23 protein-coding genes are annotated in these 25,086 nt (G+C 68.9%); 14 read left to right on the forward strand and 9 right to left on the reverse strand.

What is annotated here, in order from left to right; all coding sequences use genetic code 11:
• Positions 1-111: 111 nt before the first annotated feature.
• Together HMPREF2581_RS20510 and HMPREF2581_RS20515 are read right to left on the reverse strand one after the other, a co-directional pair.
• Positions 112-1,365, reverse strand: coding sequence for an MFS transporter (locus tag HMPREF2581_RS20510; RefSeq protein ID WP_070867373.1), 1,254 nt, complete (start codon positions 1,363-1,365; stop codon positions 112-114).
• Complete coding sequence (locus tag HMPREF2581_RS20515; protein ID WP_003139367.1) at positions 1,365-2,540, reverse strand: serine hydrolase domain-containing protein; 1,176 nt, start codon at positions 2,538-2,540, stop codon at positions 1,365-1,367. The genes HMPREF2581_RS20510 and HMPREF2581_RS20515 overlap by 1 nt, the downstream gene beginning before the upstream one ends.
• A 117-nt stretch (positions 2,541-2,657) precedes the next feature.
• Here HMPREF2581_RS20515 and HMPREF2581_RS20520 point away from each other — a divergent pair, with 117 nt between their 5' ends.
• The 3 genes from HMPREF2581_RS20520 to HMPREF2581_RS20530 all read left to right on the forward strand — a co-directional run bounded on the left by HMPREF2581_RS20520 (position 2,658) and on the right by HMPREF2581_RS20530 (position 5,351).
• Positions 2,658-3,551, forward strand: coding sequence for a LysR family transcriptional regulator (locus HMPREF2581_RS20520; RefSeq protein WP_003139365.1), 894 nt, complete (start codon positions 2,658-2,660; stop codon positions 3,549-3,551).
• Between the two features lie 103 nt (positions 3,552-3,654).
• Positions 3,655-4,953 (forward strand): NAD(P)/FAD-dependent oxidoreductase, encoded by a 1,299-nt coding sequence (locus HMPREF2581_RS20525; RefSeq protein WP_003089406.1) that lies wholly within the window; start codon positions 3,655-3,657, stop codon positions 4,951-4,953.
• A 32-nt stretch (positions 4,954-4,985) separates the two neighbouring features.
• Entirely contained in the window at positions 4,986-5,351 is a 366-nt protein-coding gene (locus HMPREF2581_RS20530) for a cupin domain-containing protein (protein ID WP_003089408.1), read from the forward strand.
• A 221-nt stretch (positions 5,352-5,572) separates the two neighbouring features.
• Here the strand turns inward: HMPREF2581_RS20530 and gntR are convergent, their stop codons facing one another.
• A complete protein-coding gene (gene gntR, locus HMPREF2581_RS20535; RefSeq protein WP_003111384.1) occupies positions 5,573-6,604 on the reverse strand; it encodes an HTH-type transcriptional regulator GntR in 1,032 nt (343 codons plus the stop codon).
• A 194-nt stretch (positions 6,605-6,798) separates the two neighbouring features.
• Here gntR and HMPREF2581_RS20540 point away from each other — a divergent pair, with 194 nt between their 5' ends.
• The 6 genes from HMPREF2581_RS20540 (at position 6,799) to HMPREF2581_RS20560 (ending at position 13,471) form a co-directional block, all read left to right on the forward strand.
• Positions 6,799-7,320, forward strand: coding sequence for a gluconokinase, GntK/IdnK-type (locus HMPREF2581_RS20540; protein WP_003139362.1), 522 nt, complete (start codon positions 6,799-6,801; stop codon positions 7,318-7,320).
• Between the two features lie 96 nt (positions 7,321-7,416).
• Positions 7,417-8,769, forward strand: a complete 1,353-nt coding sequence (locus HMPREF2581_RS20545; RefSeq protein ID WP_003107128.1) for a GntP family permease — start codon at positions 7,417-7,419, stop codon at positions 8,767-8,769.
• Between the two features lie 25 nt (positions 8,770-8,794).
• Complete coding sequence (locus HMPREF2581_RS33220; protein WP_003111383.1) at positions 8,795-8,938, forward strand: hypothetical protein; 144 nt, start codon at positions 8,795-8,797, stop codon at positions 8,936-8,938.
• 164 nt (positions 8,939-9,102) lie between these two features.
• Positions 9,103-10,728 (forward strand): NADP-dependent glyceraldehyde-3-phosphate dehydrogenase, encoded by a 1,626-nt coding sequence (locus HMPREF2581_RS20550; protein WP_003139360.1) that lies wholly within the window; start codon positions 9,103-9,105, stop codon positions 10,726-10,728.
• Between the two features lie 217 nt (positions 10,729-10,945).
• Entirely contained in the window at positions 10,946-12,205 is a 1,260-nt protein-coding gene (locus HMPREF2581_RS20555) for an acyl-CoA dehydrogenase family protein (RefSeq protein WP_003139358.1), read from the forward strand.
• 30 nt (positions 12,206-12,235) lie between these two features.
• A complete protein-coding gene (locus HMPREF2581_RS20560) occupies positions 12,236-13,471 on the forward strand; it encodes an SfnB family sulfur acquisition oxidoreductase (RefSeq protein WP_003107493.1) in 1,236 nt (411 codons plus the stop codon).
• A gap of 59 nt (positions 13,472-13,530) precedes the next feature.
• On the opposite strand, the gene HMPREF2581_RS20565 is transcribed toward HMPREF2581_RS20560, so the two are convergent.
• The 6 genes from HMPREF2581_RS20565 to HMPREF2581_RS20590 form a co-directional block, all read right to left on the reverse strand.
• Positions 13,531-14,940, reverse strand: coding sequence for an LLM class flavin-dependent oxidoreductase (locus HMPREF2581_RS20565; RefSeq protein ID WP_003107490.1), 1,410 nt, complete (start codon positions 14,938-14,940; stop codon positions 13,531-13,533).
• Positions 14,941-15,165: 225 nt separating this feature from the next.
• Positions 15,166-15,930 carry an ABC transporter permease gene (locus HMPREF2581_RS20570; protein ID WP_003089428.1) on the reverse strand — a complete coding sequence of 255 codons (765 nt, stop codon included), beginning with the start codon at positions 15,928-15,930 and terminating at the stop codon, positions 15,166-15,168.
• Entirely contained in the window at positions 15,927-17,126 is a 1,200-nt protein-coding gene (locus HMPREF2581_RS20575; protein WP_003139357.1) for an ABC transporter substrate-binding protein, read from the reverse strand. Before HMPREF2581_RS20575 ends, HMPREF2581_RS20570 begins: the two co-directional genes overlap by 4 nt.
• Complete coding sequence (locus HMPREF2581_RS20580; protein WP_003115101.1) at positions 17,092-17,928, reverse strand: ABC transporter ATP-binding protein; 837 nt, start codon at positions 17,926-17,928, stop codon at positions 17,092-17,094. Before HMPREF2581_RS20580 ends, HMPREF2581_RS20575 begins: the two co-directional genes overlap by 35 nt.
• Positions 17,925-18,992, reverse strand: coding sequence for an acyl-CoA dehydrogenase family protein (locus HMPREF2581_RS20585; RefSeq protein WP_003139356.1), 1,068 nt, complete (start codon positions 18,990-18,992; stop codon positions 17,925-17,927). Before HMPREF2581_RS20585 ends, HMPREF2581_RS20580 begins: the two co-directional genes overlap by 4 nt.
• Before the next feature lie 49 nt (positions 18,993-19,041).
• Positions 19,042-19,602 (reverse strand): carboxymuconolactone decarboxylase family protein, encoded by a 561-nt coding sequence (locus HMPREF2581_RS20590; protein ID WP_003089433.1) that lies wholly within the window; start codon positions 19,600-19,602, stop codon positions 19,042-19,044.
• A 104-nt stretch (positions 19,603-19,706) separates the two neighbouring features.
• On the opposite strand from HMPREF2581_RS20590, the gene HMPREF2581_RS20595 reads away from it, so the two are divergent.
• From HMPREF2581_RS20595 to HMPREF2581_RS20615, 5 genes are all read left to right on the forward strand, one after another.
• The gene (locus tag HMPREF2581_RS20595; RefSeq protein ID WP_003089436.1) at positions 19,707-20,612 is read left to right on the forward strand and encodes an AraC family transcriptional regulator; all 906 of its coding nucleotides are present in this window, start codon (positions 19,707-19,709) and stop codon (positions 20,610-20,612) included.
• Positions 20,613-20,834: 222 nt separating this feature from the next.
• On the forward strand, positions 20,835-21,740 hold the full coding sequence (locus HMPREF2581_RS20600) for an AraC family transcriptional regulator (protein ID WP_003089438.1): 906 nt from the start codon (positions 20,835-20,837) through the stop codon (positions 21,738-21,740).
• Positions 21,741-21,897: 157 nt separating this feature from the next.
• On the forward strand, positions 21,898-23,208 hold the full coding sequence (locus HMPREF2581_RS20605) for an ABC transporter substrate-binding protein (RefSeq protein WP_003139355.1): 1,311 nt from the start codon (positions 21,898-21,900) through the stop codon (positions 23,206-23,208).
• Positions 23,209-23,283: 75 nt separating this feature from the next.
• Positions 23,284-24,216, forward strand: coding sequence for a carbohydrate ABC transporter permease (locus HMPREF2581_RS20610; protein WP_003111701.1), 933 nt, complete (start codon positions 23,284-23,286; stop codon positions 24,214-24,216).
• 10 nt (positions 24,217-24,226) lie between these two features.
• The gene (locus HMPREF2581_RS20615; RefSeq protein ID WP_003139354.1) at positions 24,227-25,060 is read left to right on the forward strand and encodes a carbohydrate ABC transporter permease; all 834 of its coding nucleotides are present in this window, start codon (positions 24,227-24,229) and stop codon (positions 25,058-25,060) included.
• Positions 25,061-25,086: the final 26 nt, after the last annotated feature.

Genomic DNA, 25,086 nt, shown 5'->3' on the forward strand with positions numbered 1-25,086 from the left:
GCGGCAGGTATTTCGACGCGATGGATATTCGAATCGGGCCTATCCAAATAACCCAAGTGAATAAACGTTCTAAGACCCGTCGCGTTTTTTGCCTTGCCCGGCGGCGCCACTCTATTCCGCCGCTTTCCGGCGTTCGGACGATGCCCTGGGGAAACCGCGCGGGCCGACGCGGAACGCGTGCGCGGCATTGCCCCAGGCCAGCGCCGCGGCCAGGCCGATCAGCGGCAGCAGGGTCCAGGGCAGCATCTCGCTGCCCCAGCGCTGCAACACCATGCCGCCCAACGCTCCGCCGCCGGCGATGGCCAGGTTCCAGGCCACCACGATCATCGACTGGGCCAGGTCGGCGCCCTCCCCGGCGGCGTCCGCCGAGGCGGTCTGCAGCAGCGTCGCCGCGCCACCGAACGTCAGTCCCCAGAGGGCCAGGCCGGCGAACGCCAGCCAGCTCCAGCGAGCGCCCAGGCACAGCGCCAGCGCCGCCACGGCGAACAGCGCCAGGCTGGCCAGGACCATCCGCCGCAGGTGCCGGTCGACCAGCGCGTCGACCAGCCAGATTCCCGCCACCGCGGCGCTGCCGAATACCAGCAGGGCCAGGTCCACCGAGGCGCCCAGGCCGACCTTGGCGAGGAACGGCGCGATATAGGTGTAGAGGATGTTGTGCGCCAGCACCCAGGCGACGATCACCAGCAATACCGGACGCACGCCCGGCGTGCGCAGCACCCCGAGCAGGCGCAGGCGCCGCCCGGCCGGCTGGCCAGGGAAGTCCGGCACGCTGTGCAGCACCCAGCCGACCAGCAACAGCGCGGTCAGCGACAACAGGCCGAAGGCCCAGCGCCAGCCGAGCAGGCCGCCCAGCCAGGTGCCCAGCGGAACGCCGAGCGACAACGCCAGCGGCGCACCGAGCATGGCCACCGCCAGCGCCCGCCCTTGCTGCTCCGGCGGCACCAGGCGCCGCGCGTAGCCGGCCAGCAGGCCCCAGGCGAGGCCGGCGGCGACGCCGCTGCCGAAGCGCGCCAGCAGGGTCAGGCGGTAATCCGAGGAAACGGCGGTGAAGCTGTTGCAGACGAAGAAGATCAGCAGCGCCAGCAGCAGCACCCGGCGCCGCCGCCAGCCCTGGGTCAGGCTCGCCGCCGGCAACGCGGCCAGTAGCGAACCCAGGGCATAGACGCTGACCAGTTGCCCGGCCAGCGCCTCGCTGACCGCCAGCCCCGCGCCGATTTGCGGCAGCAGGCCGGCCGGCAGGGTTTCGCTGAGAATGGCGACGAAGCCGGACATCGCCATCGCCAGCAACGCGCTCAGCGGCAGCCGCGGCGCCACGGCCGACGCAGCGGCCCCGGCGTTCTCCGGAAATGCTTCGCGGCGTCCCATCAGCGCACCTCCGCGGAACGGTAGACGGCGTCGCGCAGGTCGTTGACGAAGCGTCCTGACATGCCCTCGAACAGGGTGTTGGTGAGCGCCACCACCGACAGTTCGCGGGCCCGGTCGACGAACCAGGAATGCCCGTAGGCGCCGCCCCAGCGCCAGGTGCCGGGAGACTCCGGCGATTGCGCGATGGCCGGGTCGCGCAGCACGGAGAAGCCCAGGCCGAAGCCGAAACCGGGATTGGCCCGCAGTTCCAGGCCGGGTACCTGGTCGCGGCCCATCTCCTCCACCAGGCCAGGCGTCAACAACGGCGCGCCGCCCTGGCGAAGGATTTCCAAAAGGCGCAGCACGTCGCCGGCGCTGCCGATCATCCCCGCCCCGCCGGACGCATAGGCAGACGGTTCGAAGGCCCGACGCGGCTCGAAGCGAATGCCGACGCAGTCCTCGAACGGCGTGACGGTCTCCCGCTCGGCCATCCGCCGCGGGCGTGGCCGGTCGCTGACGTAGACCGCCGCCAGGCGTTGCGCGTCGGCGCAGAGGAAGCCGCTGTCGCGCATGCCGGCCGGAATCCCGACCCGCTGCCGCAGCGCTTCCGCCAGCGGCCGCCCGTCGACCCGCGCCACCAGCGCGCCGAGCACGTCGGTGGCCAGCGAATAGCCCCAGGCGCGGCCGGGCTCGTAGAGCAAGGGCACGGAGGCCAGGCGACGGAGGTTCTCGGCCAGGTCGAAACCCGGCAGGTCCATGCCGTCGGAAATCCCGGCGCGGGCATAGGGGCCGTCTGCGTCGGCTTCGAGGAAGCGATAACCGAGGCCGGCGCTGTGACTCAGCAACTGCCGCGGCGTGATGCGCGCCTCGCGGCCGTCGGCCAGGCGCGGACGGAACGCCGGCAACCAGTCGGCGATCGGCTCGTCGAGGGCCAGCCGGCCCTCGTCCACCAGGCTCAGGGCGGCGACGCTGACGATCGGCTTGCTCACCGAGGCCAGGCGGAACAGGCTGTCCTCGCCCATTGTCCGGCCGGCCTCGCGGTCGGCCAGGCCGGCAGCCCGTCGATAGAGCCACTGCCCCCGGTGCGCCACCAGTACCACCGCTCCCACCAGGCGCTGGTCGGCGAATGCCGCCTCGATCGCCTGATCGACATGTTCCGCCAGGCTGCGCCCTGGCCCTCGTTCGAAACCTGACATGCGAGACTCTCCGCGGACGATGAAGGATGCGGACAGGCTAAGAGCGCTGCAAAAGCGGAAAAAGACGGATAGAGTTCCGCTCTATCCGGACCTTCATGTCCGTAATCGGAGCCTTGCATGGACAGCCTCAGCGGTTTCACCGTCTTCGTCCGCGTCGCCGAGACCCGCAGCATCGTCGGCGCCGCCCGGACCCTCGGCGTCAGCGCCTCGGCGGTGGGCAAGCGGGTCGCCCGCCTGGAAGAGAAGCTCGGCGTGCGCCTGTTCCACCGCAGCACCCGCAGCATCACCCTGACCGCCGAAGGCAGCCTGTTCCTCGAGCGCAGCCGGCGCATCCTGGCCGAGATCGAAGCCACCGAGCTGGAGCTGTCGCAAAGCCGCGAAACCCCGCGCGGGCGCCTGCGGGTCAGCCTGCCGCTGGTCAGCGGGCTGGTCCTGCCGACGCTCGCCGATTTCATGCAGGCCTATCCGGACATCGAGCTAGACCTCGACTTCAGCGACCGCGTGGTGGATGTCGTCGACGAAGGCTTCGACGTGGTCCTGCGCACCGGCCAGCCGGTGGATTCGCGGCTGTCCATGCGCGAACTGGGCGAGTTCCAGTTGAAGCTGGTCGGCTCGCCGACCTACTTCGCCCGCCACGGCACGCCACGCTGCCCGGAAGACCTGCTGCGGCACACCTGCCTGCACTACCGCTTCTCCAACACCGGCCGCCTCGAGGAATGGCCGCTGCGCCGCGCGGACGGCGAAGCCCCGCCGCAGATCCCGGTGTCGATGGTCTGCAACAACATCGAGACCCGCGTCTGCTTCGCCCTGCGCGACCAGGGCATCGCCTGCCTGCCGGACTTCTCGATCCGCGAGGCGCTGCGCGAAGGGCGCCTGGTCAGCGTTCTCGACGCCTTCTGCGAGCGCCGCGCGCGGTTCTTCCTGCTCTGGCCGTCCGGCCGCCAGGTCTCGCCCAAGCTGCGCGCCTTCATCGACTTCGTCGCGCCACGGGTGATCGCCACGCTGGGCTGAAGCGCGCCTGGCAGGGCCGGTCAAGCCGGCGGCAGACAGGAACAAGACCGCGGCGGCCACGGAGCGTCTAATAGGTACATCCACCCCTTGCCAGGCCGCATCCATGATCAACATCGAGACGCCGACCTACTACACGGCGACCAAGAAGTACGAGCTGTCCTTCCCCTCCCTGGAAACCGACCTGGACGCCGACGTGGTGGTGATCGGCGGCGGCTTCTCCGGCATCAACACCGCGCTGGAACTGGCCGAGCACGGTATCACCGACATCGTCGTGCTGGAGGCCCGCCACCTCGGCTTCGGCGGTACCGGGCGCAACGGCGGGCAGATCATGGCCGGCATCGGCCACGACCTGGAGAAGATCCGCAAGGACGTCGGCGAGGACGGCCTGCGGGCGATCTTCGAGATCAGCGACCTCGGCGCCGACATCATCAAGGGCCGCATCGAGAAGTACGCCATCGACGCCGACTTCTGCCACGGCTACGGCTACATGGGCTTCAACGCGCGCCAGGCGAAGACCCTGCAGGCCTGGGAAAAGGAGTTCCGGTCGCTCGGCTCGCCCCATGAGATCCGTTACCTGCACGGTGCCGAGGTGCGCCAGATCATCGGCTCGGACGCCTACGGCAGCGCCCTGCTGCACATGGGCGGCGGCCATGTGCACTCGCTCAACCTGCTGCTCGGCGAAGCCAAGGCGCTGGCCGGCCTCGGCGCACGGATATTCGAATACAGCCCGGCGCTGGAGGTGCAATACGGCGAGCGCATCCGCGTGCGCACGGCCAAGGGCTCGGTCACCGCGAACAAGCTGCTCTGGGCCTGCGACAGCTTCCTCAACCGGCTCGAGCCCGAGCTGCACCGCACCACCATCAATACCTACGCGTTCCAGATGATGACCGAGCCGCTGCCGGACGAACTGATCCAGCGGATCAGCCCGATCCGCGGCGCCTACAGCGACATCCGCCCGGTCATCGACTACTACCGGGTGACCAACGAGAACCGCCTGCTGTTCGGCGCCGCCACGCCCTTCGTCGAACGCATCCCCGGCGACCTCAAGGCCTGGAACCGCAAGCTGATGCTGAAGATCTTCCCCTACCTGGAGCACGTCCGCATCGATCTCGCCTGGGGTGGGCCGATGGCTTGCAGCGCCAACCTGTTCCCGCAGATCGGCAGCCTCTCGGGGCGGCCCAACGCGTTCTTCGTCCAGGGTTATTCCGGGTTCGGCGTGACCCCCAGCCACATCGTCTGCAAGGTCCTCGCCGAAGGCATGAGCGAAGGCTCGGCGCGCTACGACCTGCTCAGCTCGGTGCGCCGCATCCCGATCCACGGCAAGGACCACTTCCGCCCGCTGCTGCTCAGCGCGGGCAAGACCTGGCACCAGCTCTCCGGCTACTGGAACGGCCGGCGCTGAAACCTACCGATCACTCTACAAGGAGCATTCCCATGGCCATTACCGTTATCCGCCACGGCATCACCCTCGACGAACTGGACGCCTGGGGCAGCGTCGCCGACCTCGGCTCGGAGATCCTCGAAGGCGAGGTGAAAGCCTTCGGCAAGATGACCGCCGGAGCCCCCACCGACCCGGTCAGCGCCGCCTACTTCGGCACCACCGCCGGCAAGTTTCGCATGACCTATCCGTTCAGCGAACAGGCCACGGTGGTCAGCGGCGAGGTCCGCCTCACCGACGAGTCCACCGGCCAGAGCACGCTCTACAAGGCCGGCGACAGCTGGTTCGTCAGCAAGGGCACCCCGGTGCTCTGGGAGGTTGCCGACGGCGGCTTCGTCAAGCATTACTACGCGGTGGCTTGAGACACCGGCGTAACGGCGAGCCATTACGCCCGGAGGCGCTGCCCAGCCCTCGACACGCCCCCGTAGGGCGAATAACCGCTCGCGGTTATCCGCCGTGAAACCCGGCGTAACCGCGGATAGCGCCTGCGGCGCTATTCGCCCTACTCGGCAAGCCGTTCCGACCGGAGGCGCTGCCCAGCCCCCGACACATCCCTGAACGGCCGCACCGTCGGGCCGCGGGTTCAGGTGCTCTCCCGCGCCATCAGCTCGAACCCCATGTCCAGCGCGCTATCGCGCACCTCCTTGCCGGCGATCAGCGCCAGCAACTGCTCCGCCGCGCGCCGGCCGATGGCTTCGCGCGGGGTGCGGATGCTGCTCAGGCGCGGGACCGTGCAGTCCGAACCCGGCAGGTCGTTGAAACCGAGCACGGCGATCTGTTCCGGCACCTTGACCCCACGGCGCAGGGCCTCCAACAGCGCGCCCTGGGCCAGGTCGTCGTTGCAGAAGAACACCCCGTCGACCTGCGGCTGGCTGGCCAGCAACTGCACGAAGAGTTCGCCGCCGAGGGCCACCGAGGACGGCCGCGGCGTAAGGATTTCCAGCCCCGGGTCGTAGCAGCCGGCTTTTTGCAAGGCGCGGCGGAACCCCTCGCCGCGCAGCAGGGTGCGCTGGTCGAGCTGGGCGCCGATGTAGGCCAGGCGCCTGCGGCCGCGTGCCAGCAGGTGCTCGGCAGCGGCCTCGCCGGCGCGCAACTGGGAGAAGCCGACGCAATTGAGCCCGGCGCCGGAGTCCAGGTCCATCATGTACACGCAGGGAATGCCACTGGCCTCGATCATCCGCCGGGCGCTCTCGGTGCGCTCGAAGCCGGTCAGCAGCAGGCCGCGCGGCTGGTAGGCCAGGTAGTTGCGGATCAGGTCCTCTTCCTCGTTGCGCGAGTAGTGAAAGTTGCCGATCAGCACCTCCAGGCCCTGCGGCCGCAGTACCGCGTGGATCGCCTCGAGGGTCTCGATGAACAGCAGGTTGGCCAGCGACGGCACCAGCACCGCCACGCTGTGGCTTTGCGCCGAGGCCAGCGCGCGCGCCGCGGGGTTGGCCACGTAGCCGAGTTCGCGGGCGGCGTCGCGGACCTTCTGCGCCAGTTCTTCGGCGACGCTGGCGACGCCGCGCAACGCGCGCGACGCGGTGATCGGGCTGACCCCGGCGCGGCGCGCGACTTCGTTGAGGGTGGGACGTCCGGTGGTTCGCGTGTTCTTGTCGTTCTTGGTGATGCTCATCGTGGCCTGCTTGCCAAACAAAATTCCAGGCACTAAGGTAGCGCTGTCTCGCGACCTGGGCAATCGCCTGAGGCGGCCTGTCCGCCACTGCCCGCGCGGGATTCGACAGACCACAACGACAAGAAGGCGGAGCCAGGCTCGCGCGATTTTTTCCAGGTCGCAAAGACAGCGCTGTCTCACGCTTGAGGTGTTCCATGCATCCATCCCTCCAAGCCCTGGTCATCATGGGTGTCGCCGGTTGCGGCAAGTCCAGCGTCAGCCAGGCCCTCTGCCAGCGCAGCGGCGCCCACGGCATCGAAGGCGACAGCTTCCATCCCGCCGCCAACATCCGCAAGATGAGCGCCGGCATCCCCCTCACCGACGACGACCGCGCCGGCTGGCTGGACACCCTCGCCGAGCAGCTGCGCCAGGCGGTGGCCGCCGGCAAGCTGCCGGTACTGACCTGTTCCGCCCTCAAGCGCGCCTACCGCGACCGGTTGCGCCGCGCGGTGCCCGGCCTCGGCATCGTCTACCTGGAACTGACCCCGGCGGTCGCCGCCGAGCGCGTCGCCCAGCGCCCCGGCCACTTCATGCCGGCGACCCTGATCGACAGCCAGTTCGCCGCCCTCGAGCCGCCGCTCGACGAACCCCTGACCCTGCGCCTGGACGCCACCCTGCCGGTGGAATGCCTGGCGCAGGCCACCCACGCCTGGTGGCTGGAGCACGCCGCCGCCTGAAGTCTTTCGCTTGTCCGACAAAGATAGCGCTACCCCGAAAAGGCGCTTCAATGAAACAGCAACTCCGGTAGAACAACGACAAAAGGAGAGCCCTCCATGTTCGGCATGTCACACGATGCCTACCTGCTCCTCGACGCCCTGGTGACCATCATCGGCCTGATCGTGCTGATCACCCGCTTCAAGGTGCATCCCTTCATCGCCCTGATCATCGCCGCCGGCTTCCTCGGCCTGACCTCGGGGATGCCGGTGGAGAAGATCGTCAAATCCTTCCAGGACGGCTTCGGCGGCGTGCTCGGCTTCGTCGGCGTGATCCTCGCCCTGGGCACCATGCTCGGCAAGCTGATGGCCGATTCCGGCGGCGCCGACCAGATCGCCCGCACCCTGATCCGCGCCTTCGGCAAGGAGCGGGTGCACTGGTCGATGATGCTCGCCGCGTTCCTGGTGGGCATCCCGCTGTTCTTCGAGATCGGCTTCATCCTGCTGATCCCGCTGGTGTTCATCGTCGCCCGGCGCAGCGGCGTGTCCCTGATCAAGATCGGCATCCCGTTGCTCGCCGGCCTTTCCGCGGTGCACGGTCTGGTGCCGCCGCACCCCGGCCCGCTGCTGGCGATCGGCGTGTTCGGCGCCGACATCGGCAAGACCATCCTCTACGGCCTGATCGTCGCCCTGCCCACCGCCGCCATCGCCGGCCCACTGTTCGGCGCGCTGGTCTCGCGCTACATCCCCGGCACGCCATCGGCGGAACTGGTCGAGCAGATCGCCCACGAGCCCGAGACCCAGGACCTGCCCAGCTTCGGCGTGACCCTGGCGACCGTGCTGCTGCCGGTGTTCCTGATGCTGCTGAAGACCTTCGCCGACGTCGCCTTCCCCGATGGCCACGCGTTCCGCGCCTGGATGGACATGATCGGCCATCCGATCAGCGCCCTGCTCCTGGCCCTGCTGGTGGCGCTCTATACCTTCGGCTACGCCCGTGGCTTCGACTCGAAGAAGATCCTCAGGCTGCTCGACCAGAGCCTGGCACCGACCGCCGCCATCGTGATGATCATCGGCGCCGGCGGCGGCTTCAAGCAGATGCTGGTGGCCAGCGGGGTCGGCGACGTCATCGGCCATCTCGCGGTGAACGCGCAGATCTCGCCGATCCTGCTGGCCTGGCTGGTGGCCGCGGTGATCCGCATCGCCACCGGCTCGGCCACCGTCGCCACCATCACCGGGGCCGGCATCGTGGTGCCGGTGATCGACCTGATTCCCGGCGTCAACCGCGAGTTGCTGGTACTCGCCACCGGCGCCGGCTCGCTGATCCTCTCCCATGTCAACGACGCCGGGTTCTGGCTGGTCAAGCAGTACTTCAACATGAGCGTCAGCGAGACCTTCAAGACCTGGACCGCGATGGAGACCATCCTCTCCGTGGTCGGCCTGGTCTTCATCCTGTTGCTGTCGCTGGTGCTCTGAGCACCAGCCCGACCGGAGTCCAGCCATGACCGAACCGATGCAACGCCCCGACCACGAAGCCTCGCGCTGGCCGCGCGACTTCGATATCCGCCAGCGCTATGCCGAGCAGCAGGAATTGCTTGAGCCGCCGCCGGCGCAGCCCCGCGAAGAGCCTACCGCCGACGCCTGAAGCCAGACGGTACCGTGCCTTTGCTCCCGCCTCCCCGCGAAGCGGGAGCAAAGGCTGACTTCCGGCAAGGACACGACGGTTTTCCTGCTGAAACGATTTACCTTCACCCTGGACCGCGCTACAACAGTCCCACGCCTTTCACCCACGTCATTCGAGGACCCGCCATGACCGCCCCGCTCCACCTCGATTCGCTGTTTCCCAGCCTCGACACCATTCCCGAGCAGTACCGCCCCGACGCCCCCATCGAGCAGCGCGACTACCTGGTCGACGGCCAACTGCGACATTGGGACGGCCCGCTGGCGCCGGTACGCAGCCCGGTATTCCTCGCCGAGGCCGACGGCGAGCGCCAGGTGATCCTCGGCAGCACCCCGCTGCTCGACGCCGACGCCGCGCTCGCCGCGCTCGACGCCGCGGTGCGGGCCTACGACCACGGCCAGGGCCTGTGGCCGAACCTGCGGGTGGCCGAGCGCATCCAGCACGTCGAACGCTTCCTGGCGCGGATGCGCGAGCAACGCGAGGCGGTGGTCAAGCTGCTGATGTGGGAAATCGGCAAGAACCTCAAGGACTCCGAGAAAGAGTTCGACCGCACCTGCGACTACATCGTCGATACCATCGAAGCGCTGAAGGAACTCGACCGCCGCTCCAGCCGTTTCGAGCTGGAACAGGGCACCCTCGGCCAGATCCGCCGGGTGCCGCTGGGCGTGGCGCTGTGCATGGGGCCGTACAACTACCCGCTGAACGAAACCTTCACCACCCTGATCCCGGCGCTGATCATGGGCAATACGGTGGTGTTCAAGCCGGCCAAGTTCGGCGTGCTGCTGATCCGCCCGCTGCTGGAAGCCTTCCGCGACAGCTTCCCGCCGGGAGTGATCAACGTCATCTACGGACGCGGCCGGGAAACCGTGTCGGCGCTGATGGCCAGCGGCAAGGTCGACGTGTTCGCCTTCATCGGCACCCATTCCGGCGCCAGCGACCTGAAGAAGCTGCACCCCCGCCCGCACCGCCTGCGCGCCGCCCTCGGCCTGGACGCGAAGAACCCGGGCATCGTCCTGCCGCAGGTCGACCTGGACAACGCGGTGAACGAGGCGGTCACCGGCGCGCTGTCCTTCAACGGCCAGCGCTGCACCGCGCTGAAGATCCTGTTCGTCCACGAAAGCGTGCTGCAACCGTTCCTCGACAAGTTCAGCGCGCGCCTGGCCAGCCTCAAGCCGGGCATGCCGTGGGAACCGGGAGTGGCGCTGACGCCGCTGCCGGAGCCGGGCAAGGTCGACTACCTCGAAGGCCTGCTGAACGACGCCCTGGCCAAGGGCGCACGAGTGGTCAATGCGGGCGGCGGCGAGCATCGGCAAAGTTTCTTCTACCCCGCTCTGCTGAGTCCGGTGAGCCCGGACATGCGCCTCTACCACGAGGAGCAGTTCGGTCCGCTGGTGCCGGTGGTGCCCTATCGCGAGCTGGACGAGGTGATCGACTACGTCCTGCGCTCCGACTACGGCCAGCAGTTGAGCCTGTTCGGCAACGACCCGGCGCAGATCGGCCGGCTGGTCGACGCCTTCGCCAACCAGGTCGGCCGGATCAACGTCAACGCCCAGTGCCAGCGCGGCCCGGACAGCTACCCGTTCAACGGCCGGAAGAATTCGGCGGAAGGCACCCTGTCGGTCCATGACGCGCTGCGGGTGTTCTCCATCCGCACCCTGGTGGCGACCCGCGACACCGAGGCGAACAAGACCCTGGTCAGCGAGATCATCCGCAACCGCGCGTCGAACTTCCTCACCACCGACTACATCTTCTGAAGCGCCTGTCCCTCTCCCGCCGGGAGAGGGACCTGCCGCCACCTCCCCCACTGTCCGCCAGGCAGCAGCCGCGCAACAGGCTGCCGCCCCGGCAACACCTCCTGCTCGCGCGAACCCGCGCAACCAGTGGCCTGCGCGGGTCGGCACAGGCTGTGCAACGGCCCGGACTCCAGGGTAGCCGTCGACCGGACGGCCCCGCTGCCTACCAGGAGTCCGCATGAACGCCCGCGTCCATCCCGAAGCCACCGCCGCCAGTCTCTCCGAAGGCGCCGACTACGAACTGCTCGCCCAGCGTTTCCGACCGATCTTCGCGCGCATCGCCGAAGGCGCCGTCGAGCGCGAACGGCAACGCGAACTGCCCCACGAGGCGATCGCCTGGCTCAAGCAGGCCGGCTTCGGCGCCGTGCGCGTGCCGCGCGAGCACGGCGGCGCCGGCGCCTCGCTGGCGCAATTGGTTCAGTTGCTGATCGAACTGGCCGAGGCCGACTCCAACATCACTCAGGCCCTGCGCGGCCACTTCGCCTTCGTCGAGGACCGTCTCAATGCCGAGCCCGGCCCTGGCCGCGACCGTTGGCTGCGGCGCTTCGTCGAGGGCGACCTGGTCGGCTGCGCCTGGACCGAGGTCGGTTCGGTACGGCTGGGCGAAGTGCTCACCCGCGTCTCGCGCAAGGACGACGGTCGCTGGGTGGTGAACGGCAGCAAGTACTACAGCACCGGCAGCCTCTTCTCCGACTGGATCGATCTGTATGCCCAGCGCGACGACACCGGCGCCGACGTGATCGCGGCGATCCGCACCGACCAGCCCGGCGTGCGCCAGAGCGACGACTGGGACGGCTTCGGCCAGCGCACCACCGGCAGCGGCACATCGCTGTTCGAGGACGCCGAGGTGGAGGAAGAGAACCTCATCGACTTCGCCAGCCGCTTCAAGTACCAGACCGCGTTCTACCAGTTGGTCCTGCTCGCGGTGCTGGCCGGCACCGGCCGCGCCGCCTTGCGCGACGTCGCCGCCGAGGTGCGCGGGCGGACCCGTATCTACAGCCACGGCAATGCCCCGCGAGTCAGCCAGGATCCCCAGGTGCAGCAGGTGGTCGGGCGCATCGCCGCGCGCGTCTACGCCGCCGAGGCGGCCACCCTGCGCGCCGCCGAAGCGGCCCAGCGCGCCTACCTGGCGCGTTTCGTAGGCGACCCGCAGGCGGAGAAGGAGGCCAATGTCGCCGCCGAGATCGAATCGGCCAAGGCCCAGGCGATCGTCGCCGAACTGGTGTTGCAGGCCACCAGCGAGCTGTTCGACGCCAGCGGCGCTTCCGCCGTCGGCCGCGGCAAGCAGCTCGACCGCCACTGGCGCAATGCGCGCACCGCCGCCTCGCACAATCCCCTGATCTACAAGCAACGGATCGTCGGCGACTGGGAGATCAACGGCAGCGAGCCGCCCTACGTCTGGCAGATCGGCAGCGGTCCGGCCACGGCGTCCCGCTGAACCTCGCCTATCCCATCGCAAGGAGTTGCCATGAGCGCACTGGAAAAGAACGCCGCCGATCCCTATCGGCAACCGCTGCCACGGACCCCGGCCCGGCGCATCGCCGACGACGCCGAAGCGATCCGCGTCGCCCGCGAACTGGCCGGGCTGTTCGCCGAGGAAGCCTCGCTGCGCGACCGCCAGCGCCGGCTGCCGGTGGCCGAACTGGAAGCCTTCTCGCAGAGCGGCCTATGGGGCATCAGCGTACCGCGCGCCTACGGCGGCGCCGAGGTCGGCTACCGGACCCTGGCCGAAGTACTGAAGACCATCGCCGCGGTAGACCCGTCCCTGGCGCAGTTGCCGCAGAACCACCTGGCGGTGCTCGACCATTTGCGCCTGGACGGCAGCGAGGAGCAGAAACGCTTCTTCTACGGCCTGGTGCTAGACGGCGTGCGCTTCGGCAACGCCTTCTCCGAACGCCACAGCCGTACCGTCGCCGAATTCCAGACACGAGTGCTGGCGGATGGCGACGGGTTCCGCATCGACGGCCGCAAGTTCTATTCGAGCGGCGCCCTGCTCGCCCACTGGGTACCGGCCGTCGGCCTCGACGCCGAGCAGCGCGCGCACCTGGCGTTCATCCCGCGCGACGCGCCGGGGCTGACGGTGATCGACGACTGGTCCGGCTTCGGCCAGCGCACCACCGCCAGCGGCACCGTCATCCTGGACAACGTGCGGGTGCCGGCCGAGCACGTCATCCCGGTGCACCGCGCCTTCGACCGCCCCACCGCCGCCGGCGCCGTATCGCAGTTCATCCAGGCCGCCATCGACGCCGGCATCGCCCGTGGCATCCTCGCCGAGACCGTGCAGCAGGTGCGCCGCCACGCGCGGCCATGGATAGACGCCAACCAGCAGCATGCCTGGGAAGACCCCTACACCATCCAGCAGGTCGGCGACCTGCGCATCCGCGTGCGCGCCGCGGAAGCCGTGCTCGACCTGGCGGCCGACGCCATCGAAGCGGCGCTCGCCGCCCCCGACGAGGAGAGCGTGGCCGCCGCCTCGATCGCCGTGGCCGAGGCCAAGGTGCTCACCACCGAAGCCGCCCTGCTCGCCGCCAACCGGCTGTTCGAACTGGCCGGCACGCGCTCGACCCTGGAGGAACTCAATCTCGACCGCCACTGGCGCAACGCCCGCACCCACACCCTGCATGACCCGGTGCGCTGGAAATACCATGCCATCGGCAACTACCAGTTGAATGGGGTGAAGCCACCGCGGCACGCCTGGCTCTAGGAGCCGTCCCGGGTCCTGGGGCGGATATCGCCACCGGCGTCATCCGCCGTCCGCCCAGGTCAGGCCGGCAGCGCGTTGCGCCCGGCCTCCTTCTCCCAGAGCGCCCGCAGGTCGCGATAGCCGGCCGCCGGATGGGAATCCGGCAGCCGCGGGCCGTCGCCGAACAACTTCTCGCGCAGAGTCCCCGGCGCATATTCGGTCTTGTACACCCCGCGCTTCTGCAACTCCGGCACCAGCAATTCGACCACGTCGCTGAAGGTTTCGTGGGCCAGCGCATAGGCCAGGTTGAAGCCATCCACGTCGGTGTCCTCCACCCACTCCTGCAACAGGTCGGCGACGGTCGCCGGGCTGCCGACGAACAGCGGGCCGAAGCCGCCGATACCGACCCAGTCGGCCAGCTCGCGGACCGTCCAGGTGCGCGTCGGATCGGCGCTGGAAAACGCTTCCACCGCCGATTGGATCGCATTGGTGTGGATGTGCCGCAGCACCTGATCCGGCCGATACTGGCCGAAGTCGATCCCGGTCCAGCCGGAGATCAGCGCCAGGGCGCCTTCGTAGCTGACGAAGGCGCGGTATTCGTCGAACTTGGCCCTGGCCTTGGCGTCGGTTTCGCCCAGCACCACCGTCTGCAGGTTGAACACCAGTACCTTGCGCGGATCGCGGCCGGCCTCGGCGACGCGCTGGCGGATGTCGGCGACCGCCTGCTTGAGCACGGTCTTCGATGGCGCGGCGACGAACACGCACTCGGCGTGCTCGGCGGCGAAGCGCTTGCCACGACTCGACGCGCCGGCCTGGTAGAGCACCGGCGTGCGCTGCGGCGACGGTTCGCAGAGATGGATGCCGGGTACCTGGAAGTGCTCGCCGACATGACGGATCTCGTGGATCTTGCCCGGGTCGCTGAAGATCCTTCGGCGACGGTCGCGGAGCACCGCGCCGTCCTCCCAACTGCCTTCGAAGAGCTTGTAGAGCACCTGTAGGTATTCGTCGGCATAGTCGTAGCGGCGGTCGTGGTCGAGCTGGGCCTGCTGGCCGAGGTTGCGCGCGCCGCTTTCCAGGTAGGAGGTCACTACGTTCCAGCCGATCCGGCCCTTGGTCAGGTGGTCCAGGGTCGAGAGTCGGCGGGCGAAGGGATAGGGATGCTCGAAGGACAGCGAGGCGGTCAGGCCGAAGCCCAGGTGGCGAGTCACCGCGGCCATCGGCGTGATCAGCGCCAGCGGGTCGTTCACCGGTACCTGGGCGGCCTGGCGGATCGCCGCGTCGCCATTGCCGTCGAGCACATCGTAGATGCCCAGCACGTCGGCGATGAACAGTCCGTCGAAACGGCCGCGTTCGAGCAACCGCGCCAGGTCGGTCCAGTACTCCAGGTCCTTGTACTGCGAGGAGCGGTCGCGCGGATGCGCCCAGAGGCCGGGCGACTGGTGGCCGACACAGTTCATTTCGAAGGCGTTGAGACGGATTTCGCGCGGCATGGGGACTCCTTGGTTTGCCTGTGCATCCGGCACCCCGTGCACAGCCCGTGCCGGGCCGCGGGGCCGCGCCGGACAAGGCCTGGGTGACAAGCCCCTGTCACTGTGCGGGCGCAACTGCTGGGCAAGTGTTGGTGGATCAACACATTCGCCCGCCCCACCCGAGCCCCGAACCCCGTAGGGCGAATAGCGCCCCGGCGCTATCCGCCAACGCACCGGTACCCCGTCCTACCCGAGCGCTCCGTGCGCCCAGCGCCGGTAGAGTCCGCGCGCCGCCGCGTCGAGCAGGTAGCCGAGCAGGCCGATCAGCAGCACCATCGCCATCAGCTCGGAGTACGCCAGGCGGTCGCGGGTGTCGAGGATGTAGTAGCCGAGCCCGGCGCTGACGCCGAGCATCTCGCAGGGCACCAGGACGATCCAGAGGATGCCGATGGCCAGGCGCACGCCGGTCAGCACATGGCCGAGGATGCCCGGCAGGATCACCCGGCGCAGGGTTTCCCAGGGCGTGGCGGCGAGGCTGCGGCTCAGTTGCAGCCAGCGCGGGTCGAGCTGGCGCACGCCGGCGGCGGTATTCAGCAGGATCGGCCAGAGCGCGGCGAAGGCCAGCAGGAAATAGATCGGCTGGTCGCCCACGCCCATCAGCATCACCGCGATGGGCATCCACGACAGCGGCGAGATCATCCGCAGGAACTGGAACGCCGGAGTGGTCGCCGCTTCCAGGTTGCGCGAGGCGCCCACCAGCAGCCCCAGCGGCACTCCCACCAGCAGCGCCAGGAACAAGCCCAGCAGGACCCGTTTCAGGCTCACCAGCACATGCTCGTAGAGTTCGCGGCGCTCCAGCAGTTCACCCAGGCTGAGCAACGTCGCCTGCGGCGAGAAGCGTGCCGAAAGGCCGTCGGCGGCGCCGAACAGGGCCACGCCGAGCCACCACAGGGCGAACAGCGCCAGCAGCCCGGCAACGCCCAGCGCGCCCTGGCGCAGGGTCTGCCTCACGGGCTGATCTCCTCGCTGCGCTGGAAGCCCTCGGCGAGGCCGAACGCCTGCAACCCGCCGACCTCTGCCAGGGCCTGGCGGACGAAGCGGTCGTCCACCAGGTCACTGGCCACCTGGCGCGGATCGAGGCTGGCGAGGAAGGCATTATTGCCTTCGATCAGGGTGTCCTTCAGCCGCCGCACCAGTTCCTCGGTGTAGCTCGGATAGGGATAGGGCTGGAAGTCGATGCGCCGCTCCTGCCAGTCGGCGTGGCGGATCGCGCCGCTGGCGAGATAGGCCTGCTGCTCCTCGGCGCCCGGCGCCAGCACCCGGCCGAGGACCTCCGGCGCGTGCGGCGTGTAGCGGTTGGCTCCGGCCTTGGACAGCAACTGTGCGGCCTCGGCGCGGTGCTCGCGAGTCCATAGCTGGGCCTTGACGATGGCGTTGACCACCTTTTGCGACCACTGCGGCCGCCGCTCCAGGTCGTGTTCGTGCATGAACACCACGCAGCAGGCGTGGTTGCGCCAGACATCGCCGGTGAAGCGCTGTACCCGGCCGACCTTGAGGTTCTCCGCCAGGGCATTGAACGGCTCGGCGACGATGTAGCCGTGGATGCGCTTGCTGGCCAGCGCCGGCGGCATGTCCGAAGGCGGCAGCACCACCAGGTTGACCTCGTCGGCGGCCAGCGCCGCGCCCACCGCACGGCTCACCGCGCGCAGGCCGTTGTCGCGCAGCAGTTGCTGCAACACCACGTTGTGGATCGAGTACCAGAACGGGATCGCCACGCTCTTGCCGCCGAGCTGGCGCACGTCGTCGATCTCCGGAGCCACCGTGAGCCCCGAGCCGCCGACGTGGTTCCAGGCCACCACCTTGGCCGGCACCTTGCTGCCGTAGCGGGCCCAGACGGTCATCGGCGACAGCAGGTGGATGACGTTGACCTGGCCGGAGATGAACGCCTCGATCACCTGCGCCCAGCTACGCAACAGCACCGGCCGTTCGGCCTGGATGCCCTCGGCCTCGAACAGGCCGTTGGCATGGGCCACCAGCAAGGGCGTGGCGTCGGTGATCGGCAGGTAGCCGATGCGCACCGGCGCGTCGGGTTCGGCGGCGGCACGCGCCTGCAGGCTGCTCAGCAGCGGCAACGCGCCGGCGGCGCTGAGCAGCGCGGCGAGCTTGAGGATGTCACGTCGGGAATGGGTCGGGTCGTCCAGGCACATGGGAGGCCTCCGGCTGAGCGATGGGATGGGCATGGGTGCGGCTCGCCCGCCGTAGGGTTTTCAGGATCTCGATGCGCAACGCGCCCAGTTCCTCGACCAGCTCCGCGCGTGGCTGCGGCAGGTCGATGCGCCACTCGCCGAGGGTCCGCGCCGGGCTGTCACCCAGTAGCAGGATGCGTTCGGAGAGCAGCAGGGCCTCGTCGATATCGTGGGTGATCAGGACCACGGCGGTGCCGCGCTCGTGGATCGCCCGCAGCAGCAGTTGCTGCATGTCGGCGCGGGTCACTTCGTCCAGCGCGCCGAAAGGTTCGTCGAGCAGCAGCACCTTCGGCTGCCGTGCCAGGCAGCGGGCCAGCGCGGTGCGCTGGGCCATGCCGCCGGAGAGTTGTGCCGGGTAGCGGGCACGGGCGTGCTCCAGGCCGACCGCGGCGATCGCCTGGTCGACGCGGGCCTGGCGGGTGGCCGCGTCGAGGTGCGGCTGGCGGGCGAAATCGAGGCCGAAGGCGACGTTCTTCTCCAGGTTCAGCCAAGGCAACAGGCTGGGGTCCTGGAACGCCACCGCGACGCCCGGATGCGGGCCGCGCAGGGGCTCGCCGAGTACCCGCACGCTGCCGGCGGCCGGCTCCTGCAGGCCGGCCAGCACGCGCAGCAGGCTGGACTTGCCGACCCCGCTGGGACCGAGGATCGAGACCACCTCGCCGGCACCCAGGCGCAATTCGAAATCGCCGAGCACCGCCTGCCAGCCGGCACCGCGCGGATAGCCGAGGGCGATCCCGCGAGCGTCGAGGAGCGCCTCGCTCATGCCTTGGCCTCGGCCTGGCGTTGCAGTTCGGCGCGCAGTTGCACCAGGCTCGGCGTAACGATCGGGACGAACGCCGACTCGCGCCAGCGGCGGGCGAAACCGGCGCCGTGCTCGCTCAGGTAGGCCTTGCCGCCGCTGGCCTGCAACTCCAGTTGCACGGCATTGGCGGCGGCTTCGGCGAGCCCGATGCGGATGCGGAACAGGCGTGCCGGCTGGCTGGCGAACTCGCCGCTGGCCAGTCCGGCGTGCAGCGCCGCCACGTGTCCGTCGAGGGTTTCGCGCTGTGCCGCCAGCTCACCATCCAGCAGCGAACGACTGCCGCCCAGGTGCCGCTGCACTTCGTCCAGTGCGCGGCGCGCCAGGCCGATGGCCATGCCGCATTGCAGGCCGAGGAAGGCCGGGCGCACCCGTGGCAGGAACTGCCGGGCGTCGTCGTGCAACAGCCAGTCGCGCCCGACCGCCACCGCGCGCAGGTCAAGGGCGGCGGTGTTGCTGCATTGCAGGCCGAGCAGGCGCAGGTCCGCCGAGCGCTGCAAGCCGGCGAGGCCTTCGGGAATCGCCAGGACGAAGGGACTGCCACCCTCCCCTCGTTCGATCGCCGCCGCCACCACGAAATCGCCACTGCGCAGGTTGGTCACCCACGGCAGGCGACCGTCCAGGCGCCAGCCGGCCTCCTCCGCGTGCGCCACCACCTGCAGCGCCTCGATCCCGGAAAGGAACTTCATCGCGTTGGACAGCCCGGTGGCGCCGGCCAGGCGGCCGGCCAGCAGGTCGCCGAGCAGGCGTTGGCGCAGTTCCTGGTTGGGACTCTGCAACAGGTACTCGATGAAGGCGCGCTGGCCCCAGAAGACGAACGCCGCGGTCAGCGAGCGCGCCGCCACCGCGGCCACCCGCTCCACCGCGTCGGCGAGCGTGCCGCCGGCGCCGCCGAGGCGTTCCTCCACCGCCACGCCGAGCACGCCGGCGGCGGCCAGGCGCGGCAGCAGCGCGGCGGGATCGGCGTCGCCGCGGTCGAGGGCGTCGGCCTGGCGGTCGAGCCAGTCGCTCAGGGTCGGGTCAAGCATGGTCGTCACTCCTTGCGCCGGCGCGGCACGCCGCCCGGCAAGCGCAGGCTCAGGCCTGCGGGTTGGTCCAGCGATATTGCTCCAGCTCGGCATTGAGCGGCGTGCGGGCGAACACGTTGGCGAAGTTGCAGAGCGTCGCCAGGCTCACCCCGAGGATCACTTCCAGGGCCTGGGCCTGGTCGAAACCAGCGGCGCGGAAGGCTTCGAACTGTTCGTCGGTGACCGCGCCGCGACTGGCGATCACCGCGCGGGTGAAGTCGGCCAGGGCTTCGTAGCGGGCATCGGGCAGTTCGCCGCGGGCGCGCAGGGCCTCGATCACCGGCTCCGGCAGGCGCGCCTTGTTGCGCGCCACCGCGGTGTGCCCGGCAACGCAGAAGTCGCAGCCATGGGTGGTGGCCGCCACCAGTTGCACCACTTCCCGCTCGGGCAGGCCGAGGCTGGCCTTGGCGTTCAGCCCGGACACGGTGAGGTAGGTTTCCAGGGCGGCCGGCGCATTGGCCAGCACGCCGAGCAGATTCGGGATATAACCCGAGTTGTTCAGCGCGGTCTGGAGGAACGGACGCGCCGCCTCGGGGGCGTTTTCCAGGGTGAGCACGGGAACGCGTGACATGCTTTCGACTCCGGTGGTTGAGGTGTCGAAGAAGTCTCTTGGTAATAAGAAATCCATTCAATATTCTAAAGTCGCTATCACTTGCTCTTGAGTCTTTCCCTTAGATGAATTCGTCCAACCCGCTTGTCGATTGGTTATTAGACAGCCTCGAAGTCGACACCAGCCTGTTCCATGTCGGTCGCTACTGCGGCGGCTGGCATGCCTCCACCCACGGCCTGGCGCGTGCCAGCTTCCACCTGGTGGTGCAGGGACACTGCTGGGCGCACGTCGCCGGAAGCGCCCGGGGCTGGCGACTGGACAGCGGCGACGCGCTGTTCTTCCTGCGCGACGTCGAGTTCCGCCTGTCCAGCGAGGCCACCGCCGAGGCCGCGCGCTGCCAGCCGCGCGGCGAAATGCAGGCGCTGGAGTGGAACGCGGCGGACGGTGCCGGCCTGGTCTGCGGGTTCTTCCACTTCCATTCGGGATTGTCCGGGCTGATCGTCGACGCCCTGCCCGACTGGCTGATCCTGCGCGCCGGCGATCCGGCGCTGGACGCGGCGCGACGCCTGTTCGCCCTGATCGTCGACGAGTGCCGCCGCCAGCCGGCGCCGTCGCCGGTTCTGCTGGAGCGCCTCAGCCACCTGCTGTTCCTCTACGTGTTGCGCCAGCAGGTGCTCGACAACCCGACCCTCGGCGGCCTGGTGGCACTGGCCCGCCAGCCGCAGTTCGCCGGCCTGCTGGAAGCGCTGATCGAGGCACCCGAACAGCCCTGGAGCCTGGAACAGATGGCCGAACGCACCGGACTCTCGCGCTCGGCCTTCTTCAAGCGCTTCAACGAACTCAGCGGTCAGTCGCCGGGACAGGTCCTGCTGGCCCTGCGCATGCACCGCGCCTGCGCCCTGCTGCGCGCCGACGCCAGCGTCGCCGAGGTCGCGGCGGCGGTCGGCTACCAGTCCACCGCCGCCTTCACCCGTGCCTTCCACAAGGCCACCGGGCAGCAGCCGGGGGCCTATCGCAAGGCCAGCCGCTGATCGCCGGAGGCCGATCGGCAGCGAGCAGGCCAACGGCGCTGAAGCGGGGTCGAAGAGCGCGCGCCTCGTCAAGCGCCCGGTCCGCAACGGCAACCCGGAACACGCCACGCCCCGGCCTTGGGGTGGATGGCGGCGGACAGCGCCACGGCCGCTACCCGCCCCTGCACAGCCCCGCCGCTTCGGGCTAGGATGTGCCTTCGTTCCCCCGGTCGGCCCGCGCCCATGCCCAGAGCCAGCAAAGTCACCGATCCGTCCTACGAGCTGATGGACGACCACGAAGGCCATTCGCTGATCTACCGCCAGCACGGCTTCCCCAGCCCGCTGGTGCGCTGGCACTTCCACAAGGAATACGAACTGCACCTGATCGTCGCCAGCTCCGGCAAGGTATTCATCGGCGACTACATCGGCAACTTCGCCCCCGACACCCTGTTCCTCACCGGCCCCAACCTGCCGCACAACTGGATCAGCCAGGTCGAGCCCGACGAGGTGGTGGCCCGGCGCGACATGCTGGTGAACTTCACCGACGAGGTGCTGGAGGACGGCAGCGGCGTATTCTCCGAGCTGAACCGCCTGGCCCCGCTGCTGGCGCGGGCGCGCTACGGCATCGAGTTCCGCGACCCGGCGCTGATCGGCGAAAGCCGGCGACTGTTGCAACGCATCGCCGACAGCGGCGGCATGACCCGCCTGGGATACTTTTTTATCCTCATGGAACAGCTCGCCGAATGCGAGGACTACCAGTTGCTCTCCACCGTCACGTCCTCGCAACTGGCCGACGAGCACAACGTCGAACGGATCAACCGGGCGGTGGACTACATCTTCCAGCACTACGCCCAGGACCTCACCCAGGAGCAGGTCGCCGCCCACCTGGGCATGACCCCCACCTACTTCTCGCGCTTCTTCAAGCAGGCCGCCGGGCGCGGCTTCGTCGAGTTCGTCAACCGCCTGCGCATCAGCAAGTCCTGCGAGCTGCTGGCCCGCAGCGAGCTGCCGGTGACCGAGGTGTGCTTCGAGTCGGGCTTCAGCAACCTGTCCAATTTCAACCGGCGCTTCCAGCAGCTCAAGGGCATGACGCCCACCGGCTACCGGCGCCTGGTGACCCAGCGGCTGACCGAGCAGAACCTGCTCTGAGCCTCCAGCGCCCCACCCCGGCGGTGCAAAAAAGTATCGGTCGAAGTGCAGTCGAGGCTTTGTCGGTTGCGTGACGCGCCTGTGTAATCGGCAGCGAGCGACACAAAAACAATAATGTCTTCCGCGCCGCCCGCCGGCCCGGAAGAGGAGTTCACCGATGAACGACTCGATCAAGGCCTGCCTGGCCGCCGCCTGCCTCGCCCTGCCGCTGCTGGCCCAGGGCGCCGAGACCCTGACCATCGCCACGGTCAACAACAACGACATGATCCGCATGCAGCGCCTGTCCAAGGTGTTCGAGGAAAGCCACCCGGACATCTCGCTGAAATGGGTGGTGCTCGAAGAGAACGTCCTGCGCCAGCGCCTGACCACCGACATCGCCACCCAGGGCGGACAGTTCGACCTGCTCACCATCGGCATGTACGAAGCCGCGCTGTGGGGCGCCAAGGGCTGGCTGGAGCCGATGAGCGGGCTGCCCGCCGACTACGCCCTGGACGACCTGTTGCCCTCGGTGCGCGACGGTCTCTCCGTCAAGGGCACGCTGTACGCCCTGCCGTTCTACGCCGAAGCCTCGATCACCTACTACCGCAAGGACCTGTTCCAGCAGGCCGGGCTGCGGATGCCCGAGCAACCGACCTGGACCCAGCTCGGCGAGTTCGCCGCCAGGCTCAACCGCCCGGACCAGGGCCAGTACGGCATCTGCCTGCGCGGCAAGGCCGGCTGGGGCGAGAACATGGCGTTGATCGGCACCCTGGCCAACGCCTTCGGCGCACGCTGGTTCGACGAGCGATGGCAGCCCGAATTCAGCGGCGGCGAATGGAAGAAGGCTCTCGACTTCTATGTCTCCACCCTCAAGCGGTACGGCCCGCCCGGCGCCTCCAGCAACGGTTTCAACGAGAACCTGGCGCTGTTCAACAGCGGCAAGTGCGCGATCTGGGTGGACGCCAGCGTCGCCGGTTCGTTCGTCACCGACAAGAGCCAGAGCAAGGTCGCCGACGCCACCGGCTTCGCCTTCGCCCCCCGGGAAGTCACCGACAAGGGCGCCTCCTGGCTGTATTCCTGGGCCCTGGCGATTCCCGCCAGCTCGCGCGCCAAGGACGCGGCGAAGGCCTTCGCCACCTGGGCCACCTCGCAGGCGTACGGCAAGCTGGTGGCGGACAGGGAAGGCGTGGCCAACGTGCCGCCCGGCACCCGCGCCTCGACCTACAGCGAGGCCTACCTGGCCGCCGCGCCGTTCGCGCGGGTCACCCTGGAATCGCTGAAGCGCGTCGATCCCAACCATCCGACGCTGAAGCCGGTGCCCTACGTCGGCATCCAGTTGGTCACCATCCCCGAGTTCCAGGCCATCGGCACCCAGGTCGGCAAGCTGTTCTCCGCCGCCCTCACCGGGCAGATGAGCAGCGACCAGGCGCTCGCCGCCGCGCAGCAGAGCACCGCCCGCGAGATGAAGCGCGCCGGCTATCCGAAGTAGTCCGCCGCCGGGCGCAGCCGCGCCCGGCGCGGCGCTGCTCGAGCGCTTGCCCTTGAAGATCCAGACGGAGTCGCCATGAACACCTCGGCCCTCGATACCCCGCTCCCGGCCCGTCCCGCCCACCGTCGCCTCCAGCGCCGCCGGCGCGGACCCGGCTGGCTCCTGGTCAGCCCCTCGGTGGCGCTGCTGCTGTTGTGGATGATCGTGCCCCTGGGCATGACCCTGTATTTCTCGCTGATCCGCTACAACCTGCTGTATCCCGGCGAGAATGCCTTCGTCGGCGTGGAGAACTTCACCTTCTTCGTCACCGACGCCGGCTTCCTGCCCGGCGCGCTGAACACCCTGCTGCTGGTGGGCAGCGTGCTGGCGATCAGCGTGGCGTTCGGCGTGCTCATCGCCGCGCTGCTGGAGGCCGGCGAGTTCTTCGGTCGCGGCGCGGTGCGGGTGTTGCTGATCTCGCCGTTCTTCATCATGCCGACGGTGAGCGCGCTGCTCTGGAAGAACCTGATCTTCCACCCGGTCTCGGGCATCCTCGCCGCCGTCTGGCGCCTGTTCGGCGCCGAGCCGGTGGATTGGCTGGCGCACTATCCGCTGCTGTCGATCATCCTCATCGTCTCCTGGCAATGGCTGCCCTTCGCCATCCTCATCCTGATGACCGCCATGCAGTCCCTCGACCAGGAGCAGAAGGAGGCCGCCCGCCTCGACGGCGCCGGTCCGCTGGCGATCTTCTGGCACCTGACCCTGCCGCACCTGGCGCGGCCCATCGCGGTGGTGCTGATGATCGAGACGATCTTCCTGCTCTCGGTGTTCGCCGAGATCTTCACCACCACCAGCGGCGGCCCCGGCTACGAATCGACCAACCTCGCCTACCTGATCTACAACCAGGCGCTGCTGCAGTTCGATGTCGGCATGGCCTCGGCCGGGGGCCTGATCGCGGTGCTGATCGCCAATATCGCCGCCATCGTGCTGGTGCGGATGATCGGCAAGAACCTTACCGAGCGCAGCTGAGGAACCCGCCATGCTGACACTCAAGCAATCCCGCCGCCTGCGCAACGGCCTGCTCGGCCTGCTCTGCTGGGGCATCGCCCTGCTGCTGTTCTTCCCGATCTTCTGGATGCTGCTGACCAGCTTCAAGAGCGAGATCGACGCCTTCGCCACGCCGCCGCAGTTCATCTTCCAGCCGACCCTGGAGAACTACCTGCACATCAACGAGCGCAGCGACTACTTCGCCTATGCCTGGAACTCGCTGCTGATCTCCTCCTCGGCGACCCTCCTGTGCATGCTCGTCGCGGTGCCGGCGGCCTACTCCATGGCCTTCTTCGAGACCCGCCACACCAAGCGCACGCTGCTCTGGATGCTGTCGACCAAGATGCTTCCGCCGGTCGGCGTACTGATGCCGATCTACCTGCTGGCCAAGCAGTTCGGCCTGCTCGATTCGCGGCTGGCGCTGATCATCGTCTACACCCTGATCAACCTGCCGATCGTGGTCTGGATGGTGTACACCTACTTCAAGGACATCCCCGTGGACATCCTCGAAGCGGCGCGCCTGGACGGCGCCGGCACCTGGCAGGAGATCGTCCGCGTGCTGCTGCCGATCGCCCGCGGCGGGCTCGCCTCGACCCTCCTGCTGTCGCTGATCCTGTGCTGGAACGAGGCCTTCTGGTCGCTCAACCTGACCTCCTCGGCCGCCGCCCCGCTGACCGCCCTGGTCGCCTCCTATTCCAGCCCCGAAGGACTGTTCTGGGCCAAGCTCTCGGCCGTCTCCACCCTCGCCTGCGCGCCGATCCTGGTCTTCGGCTGGATCAGCCAGAAGCAGCTGGTACGCGGCCTTTCCTTCGGCGCCGTGAAATGAAGCGCATCCCCATCCTTTCGTCCACG

The organism is Pseudomonas sp. HMSC057H01 (assembly GCF_001836405.1).
Lineage (GTDB): Bacteria > Pseudomonadota > Gammaproteobacteria > Pseudomonadales > Pseudomonadaceae > Pseudomonas > Pseudomonas aeruginosa.

Excerpts from the sequence above, each read along its gene's own strand:
- HMPREF2581_RS20525 (WP_003089406.1), top strand. The coding sequence starts at position 3,655 with ATGATCAACATCGAGACGCCGACCTACTACACGGCGACCAAGAAGTAC.
- HMPREF2581_RS20560 (WP_003107493.1), top strand. The coding sequence starts at position 12,236 with ATGAGCGCACTGGAAAAGAACGCCGCCGATCCCTATCGGCAACCGCTG.
- HMPREF2581_RS20575 (WP_003139357.1), bottom strand. The coding sequence starts at position 17,126 with ATGTGCCTGGACGACCCGACCCATTCCCGACGTGACATCCTCAAGCTC.
- HMPREF2581_RS20520 (WP_003139365.1), top strand. The coding sequence starts at position 2,658 with ATGGACAGCCTCAGCGGTTTCACCGTCTTCGTCCGCGTCGCCGAGACC.
- gntR (WP_003111384.1), bottom strand. The coding sequence starts at position 6,604 with ATGAGCATCACCAAGAACGACAAGAACACGCGAACCACCGGACGTCCC.
- HMPREF2581_RS20550 (WP_003139360.1), top strand. The coding sequence starts at position 9,103 with ATGACCGCCCCGCTCCACCTCGATTCGCTGTTTCCCAGCCTCGACACC.
- HMPREF2581_RS20590 (WP_003089433.1), bottom strand. The coding sequence starts at position 19,602 with ATGTCACGCGTTCCCGTGCTCACCCTGGAAAACGCCCCCGAGGCGGCG.
- HMPREF2581_RS20595 (WP_003089436.1), top strand. The coding sequence starts at position 19,707 with ATGAATTCGTCCAACCCGCTTGTCGATTGGTTATTAGACAGCCTCGAA.
- HMPREF2581_RS20610 (WP_003111701.1), top strand. The coding sequence starts at position 23,284 with ATGAACACCTCGGCCCTCGATACCCCGCTCCCGGCCCGTCCCGCCCAC.
- HMPREF2581_RS20605 (WP_003139355.1), top strand. The coding sequence starts at position 21,898 with ATGAACGACTCGATCAAGGCCTGCCTGGCCGCCGCCTGCCTCGCCCTG.
- HMPREF2581_RS20510 (WP_070867373.1), bottom strand. The coding sequence starts at position 1,365 with ATGGGACGCCGCGAAGCATTTCCGGAGAACGCCGGGGCCGCTGCGTCG.
- HMPREF2581_RS20545 (WP_003107128.1), top strand. The coding sequence starts at position 7,417 with ATGTTCGGCATGTCACACGATGCCTACCTGCTCCTCGACGCCCTGGTG.
- HMPREF2581_RS20600 (WP_003089438.1), top strand. The coding sequence starts at position 20,835 with ATGCCCAGAGCCAGCAAAGTCACCGATCCGTCCTACGAGCTGATGGAC.
- HMPREF2581_RS20530 (WP_003089408.1), top strand. The coding sequence starts at position 4,986 with ATGGCCATTACCGTTATCCGCCACGGCATCACCCTCGACGAACTGGAC.
- HMPREF2581_RS20580 (WP_003115101.1), bottom strand. The coding sequence starts at position 17,928 with ATGAGCGAGGCGCTCCTCGACGCTCGCGGGATCGCCCTCGGCTATCCG.
- HMPREF2581_RS20555 (WP_003139358.1), top strand. The coding sequence starts at position 10,946 with ATGAACGCCCGCGTCCATCCCGAAGCCACCGCCGCCAGTCTCTCCGAA.
- HMPREF2581_RS20565 (WP_003107490.1), bottom strand. The coding sequence starts at position 14,940 with ATGCCGCGCGAAATCCGTCTCAACGCCTTCGAAATGAACTGTGTCGGC.
- HMPREF2581_RS20585 (WP_003139356.1), bottom strand. The coding sequence starts at position 18,992 with ATGCTTGACCCGACCCTGAGCGACTGGCTCGACCGCCAGGCCGACGCC.
- HMPREF2581_RS20515 (WP_003139367.1), bottom strand. The coding sequence starts at position 2,540 with ATGTCAGGTTTCGAACGAGGGCCAGGGCGCAGCCTGGCGGAACATGTC.
- HMPREF2581_RS20615 (WP_003139354.1), top strand. The coding sequence starts at position 24,227 with ATGCTGACACTCAAGCAATCCCGCCGCCTGCGCAACGGCCTGCTCGGC.
- HMPREF2581_RS20540 (WP_003139362.1), top strand. The coding sequence starts at position 6,799 with ATGCATCCATCCCTCCAAGCCCTGGTCATCATGGGTGTCGCCGGTTGC.
- HMPREF2581_RS33220 (WP_003111383.1), top strand. The coding sequence starts at position 8,795 with ATGACCGAACCGATGCAACGCCCCGACCACGAAGCCTCGCGCTGGCCG.